Here is a 17,021-nt window from a genome sequence, read left to right as displayed (position 1 = left end):
TTACAATATTCCATAACCCTTTGGAGGATGATAGATGAACGACCGTGAGCGCAAGTCACAGCTCTACGCGCAGTTCGCCCGGCTGGGTAAGGCCATGGCCAATCCACTGCGACTTGAACTGATCGACGTCTTGGCCCAAGGGGAGCGGAGCGTCGAAGACCTGGCCGCGGCCTGCGGGCTCAAGCTCAGCAACACCTCTGCCCAGCTCAAGGTGCTGCATTCGACCGGCCTGCTGCGGACACGACGGGCCGGGACCAAGGTCTACTACCGCCTCTCCGACGAGTCGGTGCACGCCTTCGTCGAGACGATGAAGACGCTGGCCGCCTCCTCGCTGGCCGAGGTGGAGAAGGCGGCGCACGCCTACCTCGGCGACCAGTACGACATGGCCCCCGTCAGCCGGCCCCAGCTGGCCAAGATGCTGGAGTCAGGCGACGTCGTGGTGATCGACGTCAGGCCCGAGTCCGAGTTCGCCGCCGGCCACATCCCCGGGGCGCTGTCCATCCCGCACGACGAAGTGGCTAGCCGCCTGTCGGAACTGTCGCGGGAGAAGACGATCGTGGCGTACTGCCGCGGCCGATTCTGCGTCATGGCGCCCGAAGCGGTGCGTCTGCTGCGCGAGCTCGGATACGACGCTCACCCCTTGACCGAGGGCCTGCCCGAATGGCGTAACGCGGGCTTGCCGATCGCCTCCTGACTATGCCCAGCTCAGTCGCTGCTCCAGCAGAGCCTGCTGGGCATGGTTGGTCGCCAAGAGCAGCGCCTGCTCGTCGGCGGACTTGGCTTCCCCGTCGCGTCCCAGCTCACGGAGCAGTTCGGCCCGGGTGGCGTGGAACAGGTGATACCGCGACAGCGGATCGCCCAGAGCGTCGACCTCCGCGAGAGCCGTGGTCGGCCCGTGAACATACCTCGCCGCGATCGCGCGATGCAGTCGGGTGACCGGCGACGGCTGCAGCAGCAGCAACATGTCGTAGAGCACGACGATCTGCGCCCAGTCGGTGTCCGTCCAGCTCGCGGCCTCGGCATGGCAGGCCACGATCGCCGCCTGTACCTGGTACGGCCCCGGCGTCCGATGCGCTCGTGCCGTACGGCCGAGCAGTGCGGTCGCCTCCGCGATGGCGGCGTGATCCCAGAGGTCCCGATCCTGTTCGCTCAGCCGTACCAAAGCCCCGTCGACGTCGAACCTGGCGGCCTGCCGGGCCCGGTGCAGCCTGATCAGCGCGAGCAGCCCAGCGGCCTCCGGCTCACCCGGCACCATCGCGGCCAGCAGCGCCGCCAGCCACTCCGCGTCGTCGACCAGGTCCCTGCGATGAGCGTCGCCACCCGCACTGCTCAGGTAGCCCTCGTTGAACAGCAGATACACAACCGTCAGTACCTGGCCGAGCCGCTCGGGCAACTCCTGGGCCGACGGCATCCGAAACGGCACACCCGCTTCACCGATCTTCCGCTTGGCCCTGGTCAGGCGCTGGGCCACGGTCGTCTCCTGCACCAGGAACGCCGAAGCGATCTGTCCCGTCGTCAGACCGCACACCGTGCGCAAGGTCAGCGCGATCTGAGCCGGTCTGGACAGTGCGGGATGGCAGCAGACGAACATCAGCTTCAGCCGATCGTCGGGCTCCTGCCGTACCGGCCACTGCACCTGCGCAAGCTTGGCGCGGTAGACGGCCTCGCGCCGCAACACGTCCAGCCCGCGCCGCCTGGCGACGGTGAACAGCCATCCGTCAGGCCGGTCGGGGATGCCCTCGACCGGCCAGCGCCGCAATGCGATCTCCACCGCGTCCTGGACCAGATCCTCGGCCGCTGAGAAGTCGCCCAGCAGTGACACCAAGGAAGCGGCCAACCGGCCCGCGTGCTCACGTACCACGCGGGCTAGGGCGTCGTGCGTCACCTCGGCCGTCACGACGCCGGACGGACCTCCACCACCGGGCACGCGGGCCACGACCTGGCCATGCGCAGCGCTTCGTCCAGATCGGCGAGCTCGGCCTCCACGTAACCGCTCACGATCTCCTTGCCCTCGACGAACGGCCCGTCGGTCACGACCGGATCATCGCCGCCGTTCAGCCGCATCGTGGTCGCCGCATGGGCCGGCTGCAGCTGGGTGCTATGTGTGATCTTCGCTCCATGCTCGGCGAACCACCGGCCCACCGCCTCGAACGCGGCGTCGCGCTCGGACTGATCCTTGGCCTCCCAGTCCTTGCGGTACTGCTCGGTCTCGATGAACATCAACACGTACTTCACGTGAACCACCTCCTACCCCTGAGACGAACGGGATATCCCCGGATACGACACCTGAGCGACACGGATGCGCACGAAGCGTTAAGACTAGTCACCATACGTTGCCACTAGTGTGCCGATCGGCCCCGAAGCCTGGCTTCCTGTGATTGCTGGGGCACGTATCGTGATCTACGCTCGCGATATGGGTATACCTACCGAACCAATCGGCAGCATCCCCCGCCCTCCCGCCCTGCTGGCCGCTCTGGCCGATCACGCAGCGGGAACGATCAGCGACTCGGACCTGGCGGCAGTCCAGGACCAGACGGTCGCCGAGACCATCGCCCGCCTGGAGCAGCTCGGCTGCCCTGTGCTGGTCGACGGCGAGCAGTCGAAACCGAGCTTCGCCACCTACCCGCTCGCCGGTCTGGAGCACCTCGCTCCGGACGGCGCGGTCATCCCGTTCGCCGACGGTCACACCCGGCAGCTACCGAGGCTCACCGCCGGCCCCTTCCGCTACGGCGTCCATGCCGACACCTACCTGAGCGCGGCGCAACGGCACACCCGGCTTCCCGTCAAGCAGGCCGTCATCGCGCCTTCTGCGCTCAGCCTGCTCTATCCCGGCGAGCCCCTCGCGGACTACCCGCGCAAGACATTCCTGGACGACCTGATCGCCGAGGCCGAGGCTGACATCCGAGGTTGTCTGAGCGCGGGCGCCCACGTCGTCCAGCTCGACTTCACGGAGGGTCGGCTTGCGCTCAAGCTCGACCCGAGCGGCGCGCTGCTGGAGGACTTCCTCACGCTCAACCGCCAGGTGCTGGAGCGCTTCAGCGAGGACGAACGAGCCAGGATCGGCGTGCACACCTGCCCCGGCGGCGATCAGGACTCCACCCACAGCGCCGACGTCGACTACGCCGGACTGCTGCCCGGCCTCCTCGCCCTCCCCGTGGGCAACTTCTACCTTCAGCTCGCCGGAGAAGCCGACCCACCTCGGGTGCTGGCCCTCGTCGCCGAGCACCTGCGTCCCGGCGTACGGGTCTTCGTCGGGGTGACCGATCCCGTCGATCCTCAGGTGGAGACCGCGGAACAGGTACGCGACCGGGTTCTGGATGCCGCCCGCCACATACCTGTCGATCAACTGGGCACCTGCGACGACTGCGGCTTCTCCCCGTTCGCCGACGACACCTCCACCTCCCGTGACACGGCATTCGCCAAGATAGCCGCTCGCGTCCAGGGCACCGCGCTGGCGTCCGGGAATCTAGGCATCTGACCTGCGTCCACTGAGACCTGAGGCATTTCTGTAACCGTCCCGGCGATTCCCGCTCTCCAGCTGCCGCACCCTTCGGACTGACGGTCTCCGTCCGGGACGTGCTACGGCATCGTGCCGTACTTGTCCCTGACTGGTCCCCGCCCAGTTGCTCCTTCGCCCTGGCTCGCTCGGTGGAGTCAGAGGCGAGCATGGTGCTACAAGCCGACGCCGCGTAGGGGATTGTCGTTCCATTTGTCGGTTTGGCGGATGTAGCCGGCGACGACGGGGGAGCCGTCGGCCCAGCGGCCGTGGGCGGTGATGGCGGACATGGGGGCGCCTGCCTTGGCGGCGGAGGTGGCGCCTCCCGCGCGCAGGCTGTGAGCAGTGTAGGCGTCAGGGTGGTCGAGGCCTGCCAGGGTGGCGGCGTTCTTGACGATGAGGTTGATCGTCTGAGCGCTGAGGCGTTGGCCGGTGCCTCGTCCGGCGCTGGGGCCGGTGCCGCCGATGCCGCCGTGGCGGTCGATCGGGCGCAGGAGTGCGCCGGTGGTGACCCCGCGTTCGGCCAGGACTGCGAGCCAGGCGCGCAATACGCGTACCGGGCAGGTCTCGGGGTGGGCTCCGTGCGGGATGGGCACGGTTTCGCCGTGGGCGTCCTGGTCGGTCTTGCTAAGCGGGATGTAGACCTCGAGGCCGTCCGGGGTGAAGGTCAGGTCGGTGATGTCGCAGGCGGTCAGCTCCGAGCGGCGGCCCATCAGGGCGAAGCCGAGGACGAGGACGGCGCGGTCGCGCAGGCCGGTCGAGGTGTCGCGGGGCAGGGCGGAGAGCATCGCGCGCAGCCGGTCGACGGTGATCGGCGGGGATCTGCGCGGGCGCAGGCCCTGCTGGGCGCGGTCCCTGCGGTAGGCGCGCAGGGCGAGCCGGGCCTTCTTGGTGGAGGGCTTGCCGAGCTGGGCGTGCTCGTGGGCGGACAGGATGCAGGCCAGCGCGCGGTCGATGGTGGCGGGGGAGTAGCCCGCGCCGGCCAGATGGGCGACGTAATTGGCCAGAGTGTCGGCGGAGGCGGGCAGCTCGGCCTGACCGTGCTCGTCGCACCAGGCGCCATAGGCGCTCCAATCGTGGGCGTAGGCGCGCAGTGTGTTGGCGGCCAGGCCGCGCTCGACCAGGCGCGCGGCATCCTCGCTCAAACCGGTCGCGCCGGGGTATGCAGCCGACTCGGGCGTCGGCGCGGTTGATCGGACCGCGATCTCACCTTTGTTGATCATGGCACCTGCTTTTCAGCCGCCCGCTACCTGACTGTCGATAACGCACCTTAACGCTACTCAGCAGCTCCACGCATCAGTACGCGTCCAGATCTCGGCTACTGACACCCAGATGACGAACGCCAAGGACAAGAGCGTGCAGAGTCCACTGACAGTTTGGTGACGAGCCCACTGACAGCAAGTGACGAGTACGCAGGTCAACTCGATGCAGAGTCACAAGTCACACCACTGACAGCAAGTGACGAGTACGCAGGTCAACTCGATGCAGAGTCACACTCACACAGCACTAACCTGCGGGAACTGCCCTTCTCGCAAGTTACTCCAACACCTCGCGACACAACAGAATCGAATTTCTGATTTTCAATTTCCAGAAAGTCAGAAATGCTAGGCTGAGCAGGTGGCGAAAGAAGGTGGCGTGGTTACGCCGTGTGGGCACTGTGGGGCGTCGATCGAGCAGCGGCCGGGGCGAGGGCGGCCCAAGGCGTACTGTCCGGATCGGGATTGTCAGGCTGCCGCCAAGCGGGAGCGGGAGATGCGGCGGGCGACTCCCGGGCTGGAAGGGGCGTTGGCCAGGGCCGAGCAGCTGTACGAGCGGATGGAGGTAGGGCTGGTCGCGGCCATCGAGCCGTTGGCCAAGGCGCTTGCCGACGAGCTCAGTCCGGCGGGCGTCGAGGCGAAGCTCAGCACGGTGCAGGCCGAGGCGCACACGCGGGTCGCCATCGCGCGCACCGAGCGTGAGCAGGCCTTCGAGCAGGTACGGCTGGCCAGGGAGGCGGCCGAGCACGCGCGCAGGGAAAGTGCGCAGATGCGGCTGCAGGTGGAGGAGGCGCTGGTCGAACGGGATACCGCGCTCGTCGACGCCGAGACGGCAAGGGAGCAGGCGCTCGCCGCACTACGCGAGGCCGCCGCGACCGAACGTGTCGCCCAGCACGCCGCCGACGAGGCCCAACGCCGTGCGGCGTCCGCCGAAGCCGCACGCGACCAGGCGATACGGGAGGCGCACAAGCAGGTCGAGGCCGCCGAACGCCAGACCGCCGAGGCCCAGGCGCTCGCCGCCACCCACCAGGAGCAGGCCGAACAGGCCCACCGCGAGGCCCAAGCCGTACGCGACGAAACCGAACGCGAGGTGCGAGACGCCCGGGCGCAGGTGGAGCAGGCGGCAGCCGAGACCGAGCGCACACGCCGTGAGGCCGGTGCCGAGGTGGCCAAGGCGACCAAGGCGCGAGCCGCGGCCGAGCAGACCGCGGCAGCCTCCAAGGCCGAACGCAAGGCAGCCGAAGCCGAACGCGACCGCGCCGCAGGCCGCGCCGAAGCCGCCGAACGCGCGACGACCGCGGCCCTGACACAGGGCGAACGCGACAGAAGTACGGCACGCGCCGAGGTCGTGGCCGCTCAGGCGCTGGTCGCGGCGGCGCAGGAGGAGGTACGCCGGTTGGAGGCAGCCGCGGTCGAGCGCGATCGGCTGCGGGTGGAGCTCACATTGGAGCAGGCGAGGCTGGAGGAGTCGCGTTCGCAGGTACTGGCCGCCCGGCAGGAGGCCGCCGAGCTACGCGAACGGGCGGTGGCGGCGGAGCTCAGGGGGCAGCGCTCGGGGGGGTAGGTGCATGGCGGGGATTGGGGGAGCCGCGTCTAACGGAAAGAGGAGACCGAAGCCGCGTCTTGCAGGGCGGTCCCGGAAGTGCGGCGTTTCCAGCACGTACTGCCATCGTCATGTGGGTGTCCTTGCTGCGGGCCGTAGGTGTGGCAGCAGGATCGATCCCGGCTGGTGGCGTCGGCGGCACCCAGGTGTGGCCAGGGGCTTTCATCGACCGCTGGGATGATCCGTCATCGGCGGCTCGCGGCAGCGTCGGACCGGCCGGAGTCTTGCGGCGACGACCGATCTCGATCTGGCCGTGGTTGAGCCCCCGTCATGCAGGTCGAACACCTCATCAGTGCGCGGGAGCGGGCACACATAGAACTCGTCGCGGGACTCCGCCAGTACTGCAATAGAACTCGGACCTGGGCAAGGCTCACCAGTATCCGTTCGCACGGGCGTCGCGCAGATGAAAGGGGATGCCACGGCCAGGCCTGTGGGACATCGACGCCCTCGGCACCGGCTCGCACCGCTTCTCCGACGCCGCGCGCCAGCAAGGAGCGTTGCGGATGCTTCAAGCCGGCGCGCACGGCTCGGCCACGCACGCCCTGCTGCGCGGCCGCTTCGCCGCCGCGCAGGCGTACTTCGCCGAGTTCATGGACATCGTCGCCTCAATTGGCGCCGACCTGCGGTTCGCGGGCACCCGCGACGTCATGCTGCACGCCTGGCGCGGCGATCGCGAACAGACGCTGGCCGCCGTGGCGGCACAGGCGGGACCCGAATCCGAACGGCCAGGCGGGCTCCAGGTCCAATTCGCCCGGACCGCGCTGGTGGTGCTGGAACTCGGCCACCGCCGCTACGCCCACGCCCAGGCCGCCGCCGAGATCGTCTACGCCGGCGACCCTCCCCACTACAGCGGCGGCGTCCTGCCGGACCTGGTGGAGGCCGCCGTGCGCAACGACGACCCGGCCACCGCGCAGCGCGCTCTGCTACGGCTGAGCGAGCGCGCCAAAGCGAGCGCCACCCCCTGGGCGCTGGGCCTGCTGGCCCGCAGCCGTGCACTGGTCACCGACGACGAACAGCTCTACCTGCACGCCCACCAGCTCCTGGCCTCCTCCCTGTGGTGCCCGACCTCGCCCGCACGCACCTGCTCTACGGGGAGTGGCTGCGCCGCCATCACCGCCGCAGCGAGGCCAGGCAGCAGTTGCGGGCGGCCTTCGACCTGTTCGCTGACATGAGGGCCGCCGCCTTCGCCGAACGAGCCCGCATTGAGCTGGCCGTCACCGGTGAGCACGCCCGCACCCGTGATCCCAGCACCGTGCGCACCCTGACCCCGCAGGAAGTGCGGGTAGCTCGGCTGACCGCCGCCGGTGCCACCCACCAGGAGATCGCCACCGAGTTGTTCATCAGCGCCAGCACCATGGAGTACCACCTGCGCAAGGTGTTCGGGAAGCTCGACATCACCTCGCGCAAGCGGCTGAAGAACGTCGTGGACGCGTGAGGGATCGCGCTTTGCGTCAGAACGGGGTTCGGCCGTCGAACGCGCCGAGATGGCCGGGATGCGCATCGAGGTGGGCGGCGCTCACGCACAGTTGGCCGAGATGCGCGAGCAGGCGCCCGTGAGCAGCACCAGGCCACCACCGCGCGCCAGGCTCACGCCGCAGAGCTGGCCACGCTGCGCGAGCAGGCCGACGCCGCTGCGGCCGCTCTGCAGCAGGAGCGTGAACGGGTGGGCGAGCTGCGTGAGGACTTGGCCGCCGCCCGCGCTGGCCTCACTGCCGCCCGGAGCACGCCGGCTACCGAACAGACCCGCGCCGTCGAGCTGGTGGCCGCGCTGCGCAGCCGGTCACCTGGCAAGCAATCCCGGAGAGCTCACCTTGCATGCGCGACCGATCACATCAAGCCAGCGGCTTATGTGATCCTATGTGCCGATATGCGGCTCGGTAGGGCTTCTGTCGTGGCCGTGATCGCGGGCGTGAGCGAAACGGTACGCGGAGGAGCTTTGCGTACCGTTTCGCCTTTCCGCCCCGGAACCGTGCTGTCAGGCCCGCACGTCGGTCAGACGGGCGCCGTAGCACGGGTGACCAGGAGGAACGCCATGCCCTGGGTCGGGTCGCGGTGCACGCTGACCTCGGCGATTTCGTGCGGAGGGACCTGGTCGAGGACGGACACGAGAGTGGTGGCGTCGCGGTAGAAAAGGTGCCAGTCGAGGACGGCCTCGAAGAAGGCCGCGTCGGTGAACTCGGGGGTCACATTGCCGATGGCCAGTCGCCCGCCGGGAGACAGGCAGGAAAAGAGGATGGTGGTGAGCGCCTGCGCGGAGCGCTCGTTCAGGTAGTCGTAGAGGCCGCTCGCCCAGATGAGGTTCATGGGTCCGTCGGTACGCAGGCTCCCCTCGGCGAGGATCTCACGAACGGATTGGCGGCAGGTGACGACGGCAGGGGCGTAGCTGCGCTCGATGCGGGCCAAGGAGTCCGCGTCCTGGTCGAAGGCGAAGCAGCGGACGCCGCCGTGGGCCTCTCGCAGAGGCACGCTGTCCTCGAACTCCCGGAAATGGCCACAGGCCACCGAGGCGATTCTGGCGGCCCGATGGCTGGCGATCGTCTCCTCGGCGAGGGCGCGGGTCCAAGACAGCCGGTAGCGAACGATCTTGGAAACCTGACTGGTGACCGTCGAGTGGTGATTGATGGCCTGTCCGACCGGATCGGCCGGGGTGGCGCGGGCGAGGCCGTAGTAGTGGTCCATCATCTCCGCGTCACCTGCGTACCCACGCGGTTTGCGCAGCGCGAGTTCGTTGTACGGGTCGGTGAGCAGTACTTGATGCAGCGGGTGGTTGCGCAGGTCGTCGGCGAGCTGTCGCCACTCGCGGGCCGACTGGGCTCGGCGGTGGTCGTCGAGCCAGGCGTACAGGTCGGCGATCGCGTCCCCGACCTCGGCCGCGGCGCCGTCGCGGGTGATCCGGGAGAGGAAGCGGTCGAGGGCCATCAGGTCGGTCACGGCTTCGAGGCCGTTGAGGAGATCCTCGACCGTGACCGCTCTCTTGATCACCTCCGAGGGCAGCCTGAGATCGAGTTCCTTCGACAGGACCTCGGCGATCTCCTCACAGTCGAGGGAGTCGGCGCCGAGGTCGTCCTTGAGTGTGGCGTCGACCCGGACCCGCTCCGAGGGCACGGACAGGACCTGGGAGATCGTGGTCACGACGGCTTGGCGGACGGACTGGTCAGACATGTGTGGCTCCAGGCTTCGCTAGGAGAGTTCAGATGATCCGGGACAGTGTCCCGAGGTCTGCGGGACCGGCCACAGCGTGACGGGAGAGAGCCGGTACGGTGCGTTTGGCCAGGCTGGTGAGAACATGCCCCGGTCCGAGCTGGACGAGCGACCGGACGCCACGTGCGGCGAGTTCGAGTTGGGTTTCCCGCCATCGGATGGGGACCATCAGGTCGCGGGAGACGGTCGCTTGCCAGTCGTGTCCCGGCGAGGCGATCTCGCCGTTGTATACGATGGCCAGGCGGGGGAGGCCGGTGGAAAGACCCACGAGCGCGGCCTCGGATCGGGCGACGGCATCCACCATCAAGGGGGTGTGCTGGGCGCCGCGGATGGGGAGCCGACTCGTCTCGATCGCGGCCGAGCAGGCGATCCGAGCCGCGGCACTCAGCGCGGTCTCGGTCCCGGCGACCACCGTCTGGCCGGGGGCGTTGTCGTTCGCGGGCCAGCAATCGTCGATCTCGGCGCAGATGTCGCGTGCCCGTTCGATCGAGGTTCGCAGCACGACCATCCCACCGGGAACCTCGGTGTCGGCCCGGTCGGTCTCGGCGGCGCGTCGCATGGCCGCGCTGACGGCACCGGCCGCGCTCAGGCATCCCGCAGCGTACAGGGTGGACAACAGGCCCAGGGAGTGCCCGGCGACGATCGGCGGCGCGGGCAGCATCCCTTTGACGGCCTCCCACGACATGATCGAGATCAGCACGGTTACGGCCTGGATCTCGGCGGTGGTGCACGGGGGCCGGTGTTCGTCGAGCAGCAGGGCGGTCAGGGGTGTGCCGAGCGACTGCTCGACCTCCTCGGCCAGCGCCCAAGCCGGGTGATCTCTCCAGACCGTTCCGAGGCAAGGCTCCGCGATGCCCTGCCCGGGAAAGACGACAGCCACGCGGTGATCACTCATGGTGGCGGCTCCACTCCGGGACCAGGATGTGGTGAAGCCCGCCCACGTCCGCGATGCGCTTTTCGGCCAGACGGTTGGCGGCGGTCATAGGGGTGACGTCCTGTTTCGTGGCCTCGGTGAGGATCTGTCGGACAAGGGCGTGGATACCGGCGGTGCGGACCTCGGCCCGGGCCATGTCGAAGCCGCTGAGCTCGTCCGCCACCTGGTGCAGTCCACCGGCGTTGACCGCGTAGTCAGGCACGTACAGCACCCCACGAGCGGCGAGCCGCTTCTCCACCATGTCACCGGCGAGTTGGTTGTTGGCGCCACCACACACGATCGTGGCGGTGAGTGCTTCGGCCGTGTCATCGTCGAGCACGCCCCCCAGCGCACACGGCGCGTACACGTCAAGCTCGGACCGGACCAGGGCTGCATTGTCGGCGACGACGTCCACGGTCGGATGGATCTTGGTGATCCGGCGTACTGCATCGTCGTCGATGTCACACACGACGGGGTGCGCGCCCAGTCGGAGGAGGTGTTCGACGAGCCTGGAGCCGACCTTGCCGACCCCCTGGACGCCGACGGTGAGCCCGTTGACCGAGGGTTCGCCCCAGACATGCGCCGCCGCCGCCAGCAGTCCGTGGATCACGCCATGGGCGGTGAGGATCGCAGAGTCGCCCGACCCGCCGTGATGAGGTGTGCGGCCGGTGACGAAGGAGCAGGATCGGGCGATCATGTCCATGTCCTCGGGCCTGGTCCCGACATCGCACGCGGTGATGAAACGCCCACCGAGCGTCTGGACGAATCTGCCGAATGCGCGGAGCAGCGCCTCGGATCGCAGTTCCGCCGGGTCCCCGATGATCACGGCTTTGCCGCCACCGAGGTCCAGTCCCGCCAAGGCGCTCTTGTAGGTCATGGCTCGGGACAGGTCGAGAACATCGGCGAGTGCGGCCTCCGGTGAGGGGTAGGGGTAGAACCGGGTCCCACCAAGGGCGGGACCCAGCCGGGTGGAGTGAATCGCGATGATCGCGTGCAGACCGGTGCGGGCGTCCTGACAGTGCACGACCTGCTCATGGGGCGGGCCGGCATGGGTGTGCATGGGAGCTCCTTTGTCGAATCGGTGACCGGGCAGGGCGGAAAACGCTTCCAGACAATCCCGAGAACCGACATCGCGATCTCCGGCAGCGGAAACGTCGAATCGGCGACGAAGGCCGGGCGGCGCATACTCGCATCTGAGTGCCGCGATCTCCGCCGAGTCCTGGGCGGCCGATATCCGAGTGGCGCCACGGTCATGTGGACCGATTGCCATGACGTGGCCACCTCGGGCCGTGCAGGGCGATGGTGTGGTCATCTGCGGTGAGAGTCGGCGAACGGGTACTGCTGACGCCCCACATCATGCGAGCAGTCGCTTCTGCGTACAGAGCGAGGCTGGCGCCCCGCGCGTGAAGTACGACTGTGGAGGCGCCGGAGAACCGGTTGCCCTGGTCGTCCTCTCGCGGACCGGCGAGGGAGGAGCCTTCCTTTGTCATCATGGTTGCGGCGACCCTTCAGAGTTGTGAACGCCTGACAGTGGCGCCGGAGTCGCCTGCAGGCAGCGGGGCCCGAATGCACAACCAGCCAATCCAGTACGGCATGACGCGCCCTGCGCAACCGGCATTTATCCGAACGCCGCGATGAGGCAGAATTACCTGCCCGTCGACTGCCTCTACTCCTGCATTTCAGATCAACGAATGGGCTGAGCACATCTAGCTCCAAGGATGTAAAATCATATGCTGGAGCTTTTCAACTAGATTGCGTACCACGCATTTACGGCTCCCCTTGGTTGACGAATTCGGCGCGCCCGACGAAGGTTCTTGCTTTCGGCATGCCTTCACACGTGTCGGCGCCGCGTACAAGTGTTCACCAATGTGTCGCATGGCATCAGAAACGGGGTACTGCCCGACCCGGACGTTTCACACCGGCAGCGCGAGGGCGATTTGCCCGAGAAGACCAACTCGCACGTTTCAGCGACTTTCCTTCAAGGCCGCCGTCTCCCGCGCGTCTCCACGCAACGAGCAAGAATGACCTGGGCAACGTCGGACGACAGTCCGCATGCTATGCATAGCCTTGCGAGCGGTATCGCTAAAGAGACGAAGGACGAACAGACGTCGACGCTCCCACGACTCGTGGACTGCGGAAGGCCGCACAGCCGCCCCACGTGCGCTCGCGTTCCAAAGCGCAGAAGCGAACCGGCCCCTGGATGAGCGGGCCGAGAGGGTGGCGGCGCGAGCGAGGATTCGCCGTCCCAGAGACACCCCAGGCCGATGCCTGGTCGGCCTGCGACGTGAGACGGATTCCGCATGCTCGCTTCAGCAATCAAGGCAACTCCTTCCGACTGTTCCGCGAGCCGTCCAACGACAATGGCCGTATCTGCTCCAAGCGCGCTGGAGTGGCCGTGGAACATGACCCGACGAGCGATCCGACGCCCTGAATGTGCCCTGCGAAGACCCTTTGTGTTTCATATTGTGTTTACAGAATCACAGTCTGTGCGTCAAGCGTGAGGAAGACTCCTGTAGCTCGGCAGTTGGTGTCGGGCGCCTTGTGGTGCGAGCAAAAGCACAGCCTTGCGGGCTCTCGAACGGATCAAGCGGCAACTCGCCATTGATTAAAATAAGTCGCGCCCGCATGTGATGGACGTGCTCTAATATGTGCCGCACGCCGACGGCTCCACCAAAACCATCCACTGAGCCCTTTTCATCCTCTGCTGGAGGCTTGCGGGTCACAGCATGATCGCGAGACGGCCGTCCGCCTGTCCGCATAGAGAAACCCCTAGTAGACGAGTTGATCACCACAATCCATCCGCCAATACCAGAGGTCTCGGATGCCGTTCTACCGTGCTGCGGTCGATCGTCGCGTTCAACGCCGACCTACGTCGCCGGGATCATCCGGTGGCACCGCAAGGCCATCGGCTCGGTGTGGCGGCAACTCACCCCCGCCGGCAGGCTCTGCTGGTCCTGGTCTGCCTGCGTAAAGGCGAGACGTGTTGTTGGTTGCGGTCAGCGAGACCTTGGTGCCGGAGAAGGACCCGATGAGGAGCTTCTTGTTGCCGATGTTGGTGAACTGGACGAAGAGGGGGTTGGTGGGATTGAAGGTGGAGGACTGCCACCGCTGCCGGAGGTTGTCGCTGTCGCAGCTCGCCTGGACGACTGCCGCTCCCTCGCTGTCGCCGGCGGGTGTCAGGCATGAGTTGCTGAGCACGTTGATGATCCGGTAGGTGCCGGGTGCTGCGTTCCACGCCGCCGGGGTCTCAAGGATCCATTCGTGCTGAGGTCCGAGGACCACCTTGCGGCAGAACTCGGTGAACACCGGGGAGTTATCGACCGCCGCGTCGGTCGGCCTCAGGCACTGTTGGGTGCCGCCGATCTTGAAGGAGTACGTGCCGGGTGCGGGCCGCCCTGCGCAGTGTCGAGCGGGCCTGCCTGCGAGGGAGCGGGTACGTCTCGCCGTACAGGGGGTACGTCTCGCCGTACAGCGCCGAGCGGGTCCCCCCGCACGGCGGCGACCTGCTCCAGCACCCCGGCGGCCAAGCGTGCCCGAGCCGTCTGCCCGGTGTCGCCCGCGATCGCCGCCGCCTCCTGGGCGAAGGCGTGGGCGTCGGCGTAGCGCCCGCGGGTGTACTCGACGCGTCCCAGGAACGTCAGTGCCTGGGGGAGCAGCCCGATGCGTCCTTCGGTGCGGATCGTCAGGGTGGCGGCCAGGGCGAGGTGATGGGTACGCGCGTCGTGGTCGGCCAGGCCGAGGCCGCCGATCAGCAGCAGGCCGCGCCGGTCGGCCCCGGCCTGGGCGCGGGCGAACTCCACCACTTCGGCCAGGGCGGCAGAGCGGTGACGGGACGGCCGATGGCCAGTGCGACGAGCCAGCGGCACAGCTGGTGTACGGCGGTGACGTCGGCGTCGGGCGGCGGGCGCAGGGCGTCGAGTTGTTCGGCCGTGCGGTGGGCCATGTCGCGGTCGCCGTCGAGCCAGATCATCGAGGCGGCGTCCAGCAGCAACCACGCGGCCGAGGCCGGGTCGTCGGCGGCCAGGTGGTCGACGCCGGCCGACAGCATCGCATGGGCGTTCTGCAGATGGCCCTCGCCGTAGTCGGAGCAGGCGCGCACGCGGATCAGACGGGAGGTCAGCCCGGCTCCGGGGGTTCCGGCGTCGAGTGCCAGGGGTCTGGCCCGGTCGAATCGGCCGCTGAACTCGGTGGTCTCGGCGGCCAGGGTGAGCCTGCGGGCGCGGTCGCCTTCGGAGGGGCTCGGGGCGGCGGCGCGTTCGTAGGCCGAGGCCGTGGCGGCCAGGTGCCAGGCGCTGCGGTCGGCGTCGGCCGTACCGTCCAGGACCTGGCTGAGGGCGTGCGCTGCCAGACGGCCGCCCGTACCAGGGGATGCCTGAACTCCGGTCGCGTGCCGCCCAGGGGGTGCGGGAGGTCCGGGCCCGTGCCGTCGGCGGTGCGGAGTAGTCCGGCCGCGCCGAGCTCCTCCAGGTGCTCAGGGGCGCAGCCCAGTGCGTGCCCGGCGGCCAGGACGATCGCCGGTTCGGTGGTGGCGTCGGCGGCGGCGATCTGGCACAGGAGCCGGGCGTTCGCCGACAGGCCGTTCACCTGGTGGGCGAAGGCCTCCTCCAGGCGGGAGGTAGGGATCCAGGCGGGAGGTGAGGGAGAGCTCCTGCTGGTTGTCGGCGGACTTGGGCAGTTCCAGCAGGGCGAGCGGATTGCCCGCGGCCTCGGCGAGGACGCGTCGGCGGAACTCGGCGGGCAGTGGGCCGGTCGAGGAACGGTCTCGGCTTCAACCAGATCATGTCCACCCGGCCGCGGACCATCTCCTACGGCCTGACCGATTCGCCGGTCGCGCAGTTGGCGTGGATCGTGGAGTAGTTCAAGGAGTGGACCGGCTCGGCGGCGGTCCTGCCCGAGGACGCCTTCTCGCGTGACCGGATCCTGACCGATGTGAGCGTCATGTGGTTCACCGCGACGGCCGGTTCGGTGGCCAACCTCTACTACGAGGTGGGGCACGACCCGAGCGCCTATGCGCCCAAGCCGTGCGTGAGCGTGCCCACGGGGGAGCTGCTGGCCAGGCAGGACGTCACGATCCGCCGTTTCGCCGAGCGTGACGCCGACGTCGTGCGCTGGACCGAATTGGCCGGGGCGGCGCGTATCTGGCGCTGGAGTCGCCTGAGCTGCTGGTCGAGGACGTGCGCGCCTTCTACGCCGACCTCACCGGCGCCGGCCGGGTAGCGACCCGCCATGATAGAATGAACAAAAGTTCATTTCATTATGGAGGTGTCATGGCCCGTACGGCCGAACAGAATGCGGCGTTGCGGGCGGCCACGCGTGAGGGCATCCAGACGGCTGCCGTCCGGGTGTTCGCCCGCCGGGGGTTCGCGGCGTCGGCGATGCGCGACATCGCACTCGAAGCGAATGTGAGCATCGGCTCGATCTACCGGCACTACGCCACCAAGGACGAGCTGTACTCCGACCTGCTCGACCAGGCCGCCGCCGGGCTGGTCGCACTCGCGGCCGACATGGCGGGACCGGGGCGGCCGATCGACCTGGTGCGCGCGTTCACCGTTCGATTCCTGGCCGGTGTCACGGCCGACGACGGCGCCGCCGAGTTCGTCGTGGTGGTCAACCACGGGGTCACCACCGACACACCCCCGGGCACGGTCGAGCGGATCGTCGGGGCGCACCGCTCCATGTGGCAGGCCTTCGAGCAGCTCGTACGGCGCGGCCAGGCCGCAGGGGAGTTCGGCGACGGCGATCCGGCGCAGATCACGGCATGCTACTTCGCCATACTCGGCGGGCTCACCACGATGCGGCTCGCGCTCGGCGCCGAGCTCGCCGTACCAGGTGTGGACATCGTGCTGCGGGTGCTGACGGAGGGGACATGATGCGGATCGAACTCGCCGTAGCCGGGGTCGGCCCGCTCAAGGAGGAGGCGTCGCGATGATCGAGATCAAGCGTGGTGACGAGCTGGGCGAAGGGTATCGGCGGCGGATCGCCGAGGTGCTGGTGCGGGGCTTCGCCGAGGACTTCGCGTTCTTCTCCGCCGATCCGGAGAGGCTCGCGCGGGCGTTCGAGCACATGATCCTGCTGGACCGCTTCCATGTCGCGCTGGTGGAGGGTGAGCCTGCGGCCATCGCCTCGGTCACCGAGGGGACGCAGGAGTGTTTCGCGCCGCGACTGCCGGATGTGCGGCGTCATCTGGGGGCGGTGCACGGCACGATCAGCCATCTCGTCGTGCGCTCGCAGTTCCTCGGGGCGGCGGACGAGGCGAGGGCGGGGCTGGCGGAGATCGGCTTCGTCACCACCACGCCGGCCCAGCAGGGACGCGGGGTGGCGACCGCCCTCATCCGGCACATCCTCGCCCTTCCCGGCATCGACACCTTCATCCTGCGCGACATCAAGGACACCAACGCCCCGGCGCTCGGCCTCTACGCCAAGCTCGGGTTCACCGAGTACCGCAGGCGCCCTGTCAGGTTCGCCCGGCGTGCGGGGTTCTCCGCCTATGTGTCCATGCGACGCGGGTAGAAAGCAGGCCGCAGCCGGGCGAGGGCTCGAACGGCTCGGCGG

The 17,021-nt window shown here is 68.4% G+C and carries 19 protein-coding genes; 8 read left to right on the top strand and 11 right to left on the bottom strand.

What is annotated here, in order from left to right; translation table 11 throughout:
• The first annotated feature begins 34 nt into the window (after nt 1-34).
• Entirely contained in the window at nt 35-694 is a 660-nt protein-coding gene (locus tag ACTWNK_RS22310) for an ArsR/SmtB family transcription factor (RefSeq protein WP_474306405.1), read from the top strand.
• Here ACTWNK_RS22310 and ACTWNK_RS22305 read toward each other — a convergent pair whose 3' ends face one another.
• Complete coding sequence (locus tag ACTWNK_RS22305) at nt 695-1,897, bottom strand: RNA polymerase sigma factor (RefSeq protein WP_474306404.1); 1,203 nt, start codon at nt 1,895-1,897, stop codon at nt 695-697.
• Entirely contained in the window at nt 1,894-2,235 is a 342-nt protein-coding gene (locus ACTWNK_RS22300) for a YciI family protein (RefSeq protein WP_474306403.1), read from the bottom strand. Before ACTWNK_RS22300 ends, ACTWNK_RS22305 begins: the two co-directional genes overlap by 4 nt.
• Before the next feature lie 178 nt (nt 2,236-2,413).
• On the opposite strand from ACTWNK_RS22300, the gene ACTWNK_RS22295 reads away from it, so the two are divergent.
• Nucleotides 2,414-3,478 carry a uroporphyrinogen decarboxylase/cobalamine-independent methonine synthase family protein gene (locus ACTWNK_RS22295; protein WP_474306402.1) on the top strand — a complete coding sequence of 355 codons (1,065 nt, stop codon included), beginning with the start codon at nt 2,414-2,416 and terminating at the stop codon, nt 3,476-3,478.
• Nucleotides 3,479-3,672: 194 nt separating this feature from the next.
• Here the strand turns inward: ACTWNK_RS22295 and ACTWNK_RS22290 are convergent, their stop codons facing one another.
• The gene (locus ACTWNK_RS22290; RefSeq protein ID WP_474306401.1) at nt 3,673-4,719 is read right to left on the bottom strand and encodes a site-specific integrase; all 1,047 of its coding nucleotides are present in this window, start codon (nt 4,717-4,719) and stop codon (nt 3,673-3,675) included.
• Nucleotides 4,720-5,248: 529 nt separating this feature from the next.
• Between ACTWNK_RS22290 and ACTWNK_RS22285 the strand changes: the two genes are divergently transcribed.
• From ACTWNK_RS22285 to ACTWNK_RS22275, 3 genes are all read left to right on the top strand, one after another.
• Complete coding sequence (locus ACTWNK_RS22285; RefSeq protein WP_474306400.1) at nt 5,249-6,316, top strand: hypothetical protein; 1,068 nt, start codon at nt 5,249-5,251, stop codon at nt 6,314-6,316.
• Nucleotides 6,317-6,768: 452 nt separating this feature from the next.
• Nucleotides 6,769-7,527 carry a hypothetical protein gene (locus tag ACTWNK_RS22280; RefSeq protein ID WP_474306399.1) on the top strand — a complete coding sequence of 253 codons (759 nt, stop codon included), beginning with the start codon at nt 6,769-6,771 and terminating at the stop codon, nt 7,525-7,527.
• The gene (locus tag ACTWNK_RS22275; RefSeq protein ID WP_474306398.1) at nt 7,524-7,790 is read left to right on the top strand and encodes a helix-turn-helix domain-containing protein; all 267 of its coding nucleotides are present in this window, start codon (nt 7,524-7,526) and stop codon (nt 7,788-7,790) included. The genes ACTWNK_RS22280 and ACTWNK_RS22275 overlap by 4 nt, the downstream gene beginning before the upstream one ends.
• Nucleotides 7,791-8,347: 557 nt before the next feature.
• On the opposite strand, the gene ACTWNK_RS22270 is transcribed toward ACTWNK_RS22275, so the two are convergent.
• The 8 genes from ACTWNK_RS22270 to ACTWNK_RS22235 form a co-directional block, all read right to left on the bottom strand.
• Nucleotides 8,348-9,517, bottom strand: a complete 1,170-nt coding sequence (locus ACTWNK_RS22270; protein WP_474306397.1) for a phosphopantetheine-binding protein — start codon at nt 9,515-9,517, stop codon at nt 8,348-8,350.
• 28 nt (nt 9,518-9,545) lie between these two features.
• Complete coding sequence (locus ACTWNK_RS22265; protein ID WP_474306396.1) at nt 9,546-10,451, bottom strand: ACP S-malonyltransferase; 906 nt, start codon at nt 10,449-10,451, stop codon at nt 9,546-9,548.
• Entirely contained in the window at nt 10,444-11,529 is a 1,086-nt protein-coding gene (locus ACTWNK_RS22260) for a Glu/Leu/Phe/Val family dehydrogenase (RefSeq protein WP_474306395.1), read from the bottom strand. Before ACTWNK_RS22260 ends, ACTWNK_RS22265 begins: the two co-directional genes overlap by 8 nt.
• Nucleotides 11,530-13,325: 1,796 nt before the next feature.
• Nucleotides 13,326-13,775 carry an RICIN domain-containing protein gene (locus tag ACTWNK_RS22255; protein ID WP_474306394.1) on the bottom strand — a complete coding sequence of 150 codons (450 nt, stop codon included), beginning with the start codon at nt 13,773-13,775 and terminating at the stop codon, nt 13,326-13,328.
• Nucleotides 13,776-13,807: 32 nt separating this feature from the next.
• Nucleotides 13,808-14,272: a hypothetical protein gene (locus ACTWNK_RS22250; protein ID WP_474306393.1), complete on the bottom strand. Its 465-nt coding sequence runs from the start codon at nt 14,270-14,272 to the stop codon at nt 13,808-13,810.
• The gene (locus ACTWNK_RS22245; RefSeq protein WP_474306392.1) at nt 14,218-14,568 is read right to left on the bottom strand and encodes a hypothetical protein; all 351 of its coding nucleotides are present in this window, start codon (nt 14,566-14,568) and stop codon (nt 14,218-14,220) included. The genes ACTWNK_RS22250 and ACTWNK_RS22245 overlap by 55 nt, the downstream gene beginning before the upstream one ends.
• 17 nt (nt 14,569-14,585) lie before the next feature.
• Nucleotides 14,586-15,053 carry a hypothetical protein gene (locus tag ACTWNK_RS22240; RefSeq protein WP_474306391.1) on the bottom strand — a complete coding sequence of 156 codons (468 nt, stop codon included), beginning with the start codon at nt 15,051-15,053 and terminating at the stop codon, nt 14,586-14,588.
• A 221-nt stretch (nt 15,054-15,274) separates the two neighbouring features.
• Entirely contained in the window at nt 15,275-15,409 is a 135-nt protein-coding gene (locus ACTWNK_RS22235) for a hypothetical protein (protein ID WP_474306390.1), read from the bottom strand.
• Between ACTWNK_RS22235 and ACTWNK_RS22230 the strand changes: the two genes are divergently transcribed.
• Genes ACTWNK_RS22230 through ACTWNK_RS22220 form a run of 3 tightly spaced genes read left to right on the top strand, consistent with a single transcriptional unit; the run spans nt 15,399 to nt 16,979 of the window.
• Nucleotides 15,399-15,686 carry a hypothetical protein gene (locus tag ACTWNK_RS22230; RefSeq protein WP_474306389.1) on the top strand — a complete coding sequence of 96 codons (288 nt, stop codon included), beginning with the start codon at nt 15,399-15,401 and terminating at the stop codon, nt 15,684-15,686. The two genes, ACTWNK_RS22235 and ACTWNK_RS22230, sit on opposite strands and share 11 nt — an antisense overlap.
• Nucleotides 15,687-15,736: 50 nt before the next feature.
• Nucleotides 15,737-16,339 carry a TetR/AcrR family transcriptional regulator gene (locus ACTWNK_RS22225; RefSeq protein ID WP_474306388.1) on the top strand — a complete coding sequence of 201 codons (603 nt, stop codon included), beginning with the start codon at nt 15,737-15,739 and terminating at the stop codon, nt 16,337-16,339.
• A 55-nt stretch (nt 16,340-16,394) separates the two neighbouring features.
• Nucleotides 16,395-16,979: a GNAT family N-acetyltransferase gene (locus ACTWNK_RS22220; protein ID WP_474306387.1), complete on the top strand. Its 585-nt coding sequence runs from the start codon at nt 16,395-16,397 to the stop codon at nt 16,977-16,979.
• Nucleotides 16,980-17,021: the final 42 nt, after the last annotated feature.

Source organism: Nonomuraea sp. IBHARD001 (assembly GCF_056106265.1).
Note: the sequence above shows the minus strand (reverse complement) of the source record. Positions and strands in the feature narration are given on the sequence as shown.

Excerpts from the sequence above, each read along its gene's own strand:
- ACTWNK_RS22310 (WP_474306405.1), top strand. The coding sequence starts at position 35 with ATGAACGACCGTGAGCGCAAGTCACAGCTCTACGCGCAGTTCGCCCGG.
- ACTWNK_RS22295 (WP_474306402.1), top strand. The coding sequence starts at position 2,414 with ATGGGTATACCTACCGAACCAATCGGCAGCATCCCCCGCCCTCCCGCC.
- ACTWNK_RS22290 (WP_474306401.1), bottom strand. The coding sequence starts at position 4,719 with ATGATCAACAAAGGTGAGATCGCGGTCCGATCAACCGCGCCGACGCCC.
- ACTWNK_RS22285 (WP_474306400.1), top strand. The coding sequence starts at position 5,249 with ATGCGGCGGGCGACTCCCGGGCTGGAAGGGGCGTTGGCCAGGGCCGAG.
- ACTWNK_RS22280 (WP_474306399.1), top strand. The coding sequence starts at position 6,769 with ATGCCACGGCCAGGCCTGTGGGACATCGACGCCCTCGGCACCGGCTCG.
- ACTWNK_RS22275 (WP_474306398.1), top strand. The coding sequence starts at position 7,524 with ATGAGGGCCGCCGCCTTCGCCGAACGAGCCCGCATTGAGCTGGCCGTC.
- ACTWNK_RS22270 (WP_474306397.1), bottom strand. The coding sequence starts at position 9,517 with ATGTCTGACCAGTCCGTCCGCCAAGCCGTCGTGACCACGATCTCCCAG.
- ACTWNK_RS22265 (WP_474306396.1), bottom strand. The coding sequence starts at position 10,451 with ATGAGTGATCACCGCGTGGCTGTCGTCTTTCCCGGGCAGGGCATCGCG.
- ACTWNK_RS22260 (WP_474306395.1), bottom strand. The coding sequence starts at position 11,529 with ATGCACACCCATGCCGGCCCGCCCCATGAGCAGGTCGTGCACTGTCAG.
- ACTWNK_RS22235 (WP_474306390.1), bottom strand. The coding sequence starts at position 15,409 with ATGACGCTCACATCGGTCAGGATCCGGTCACGCGAGAAGGCGTCCTCG.
- ACTWNK_RS22225 (WP_474306388.1), top strand. The coding sequence starts at position 15,737 with ATGGCCCGTACGGCCGAACAGAATGCGGCGTTGCGGGCGGCCACGCGT.
- ACTWNK_RS22220 (WP_474306387.1), top strand. The coding sequence starts at position 16,395 with ATGATCGAGATCAAGCGTGGTGACGAGCTGGGCGAAGGGTATCGGCGG.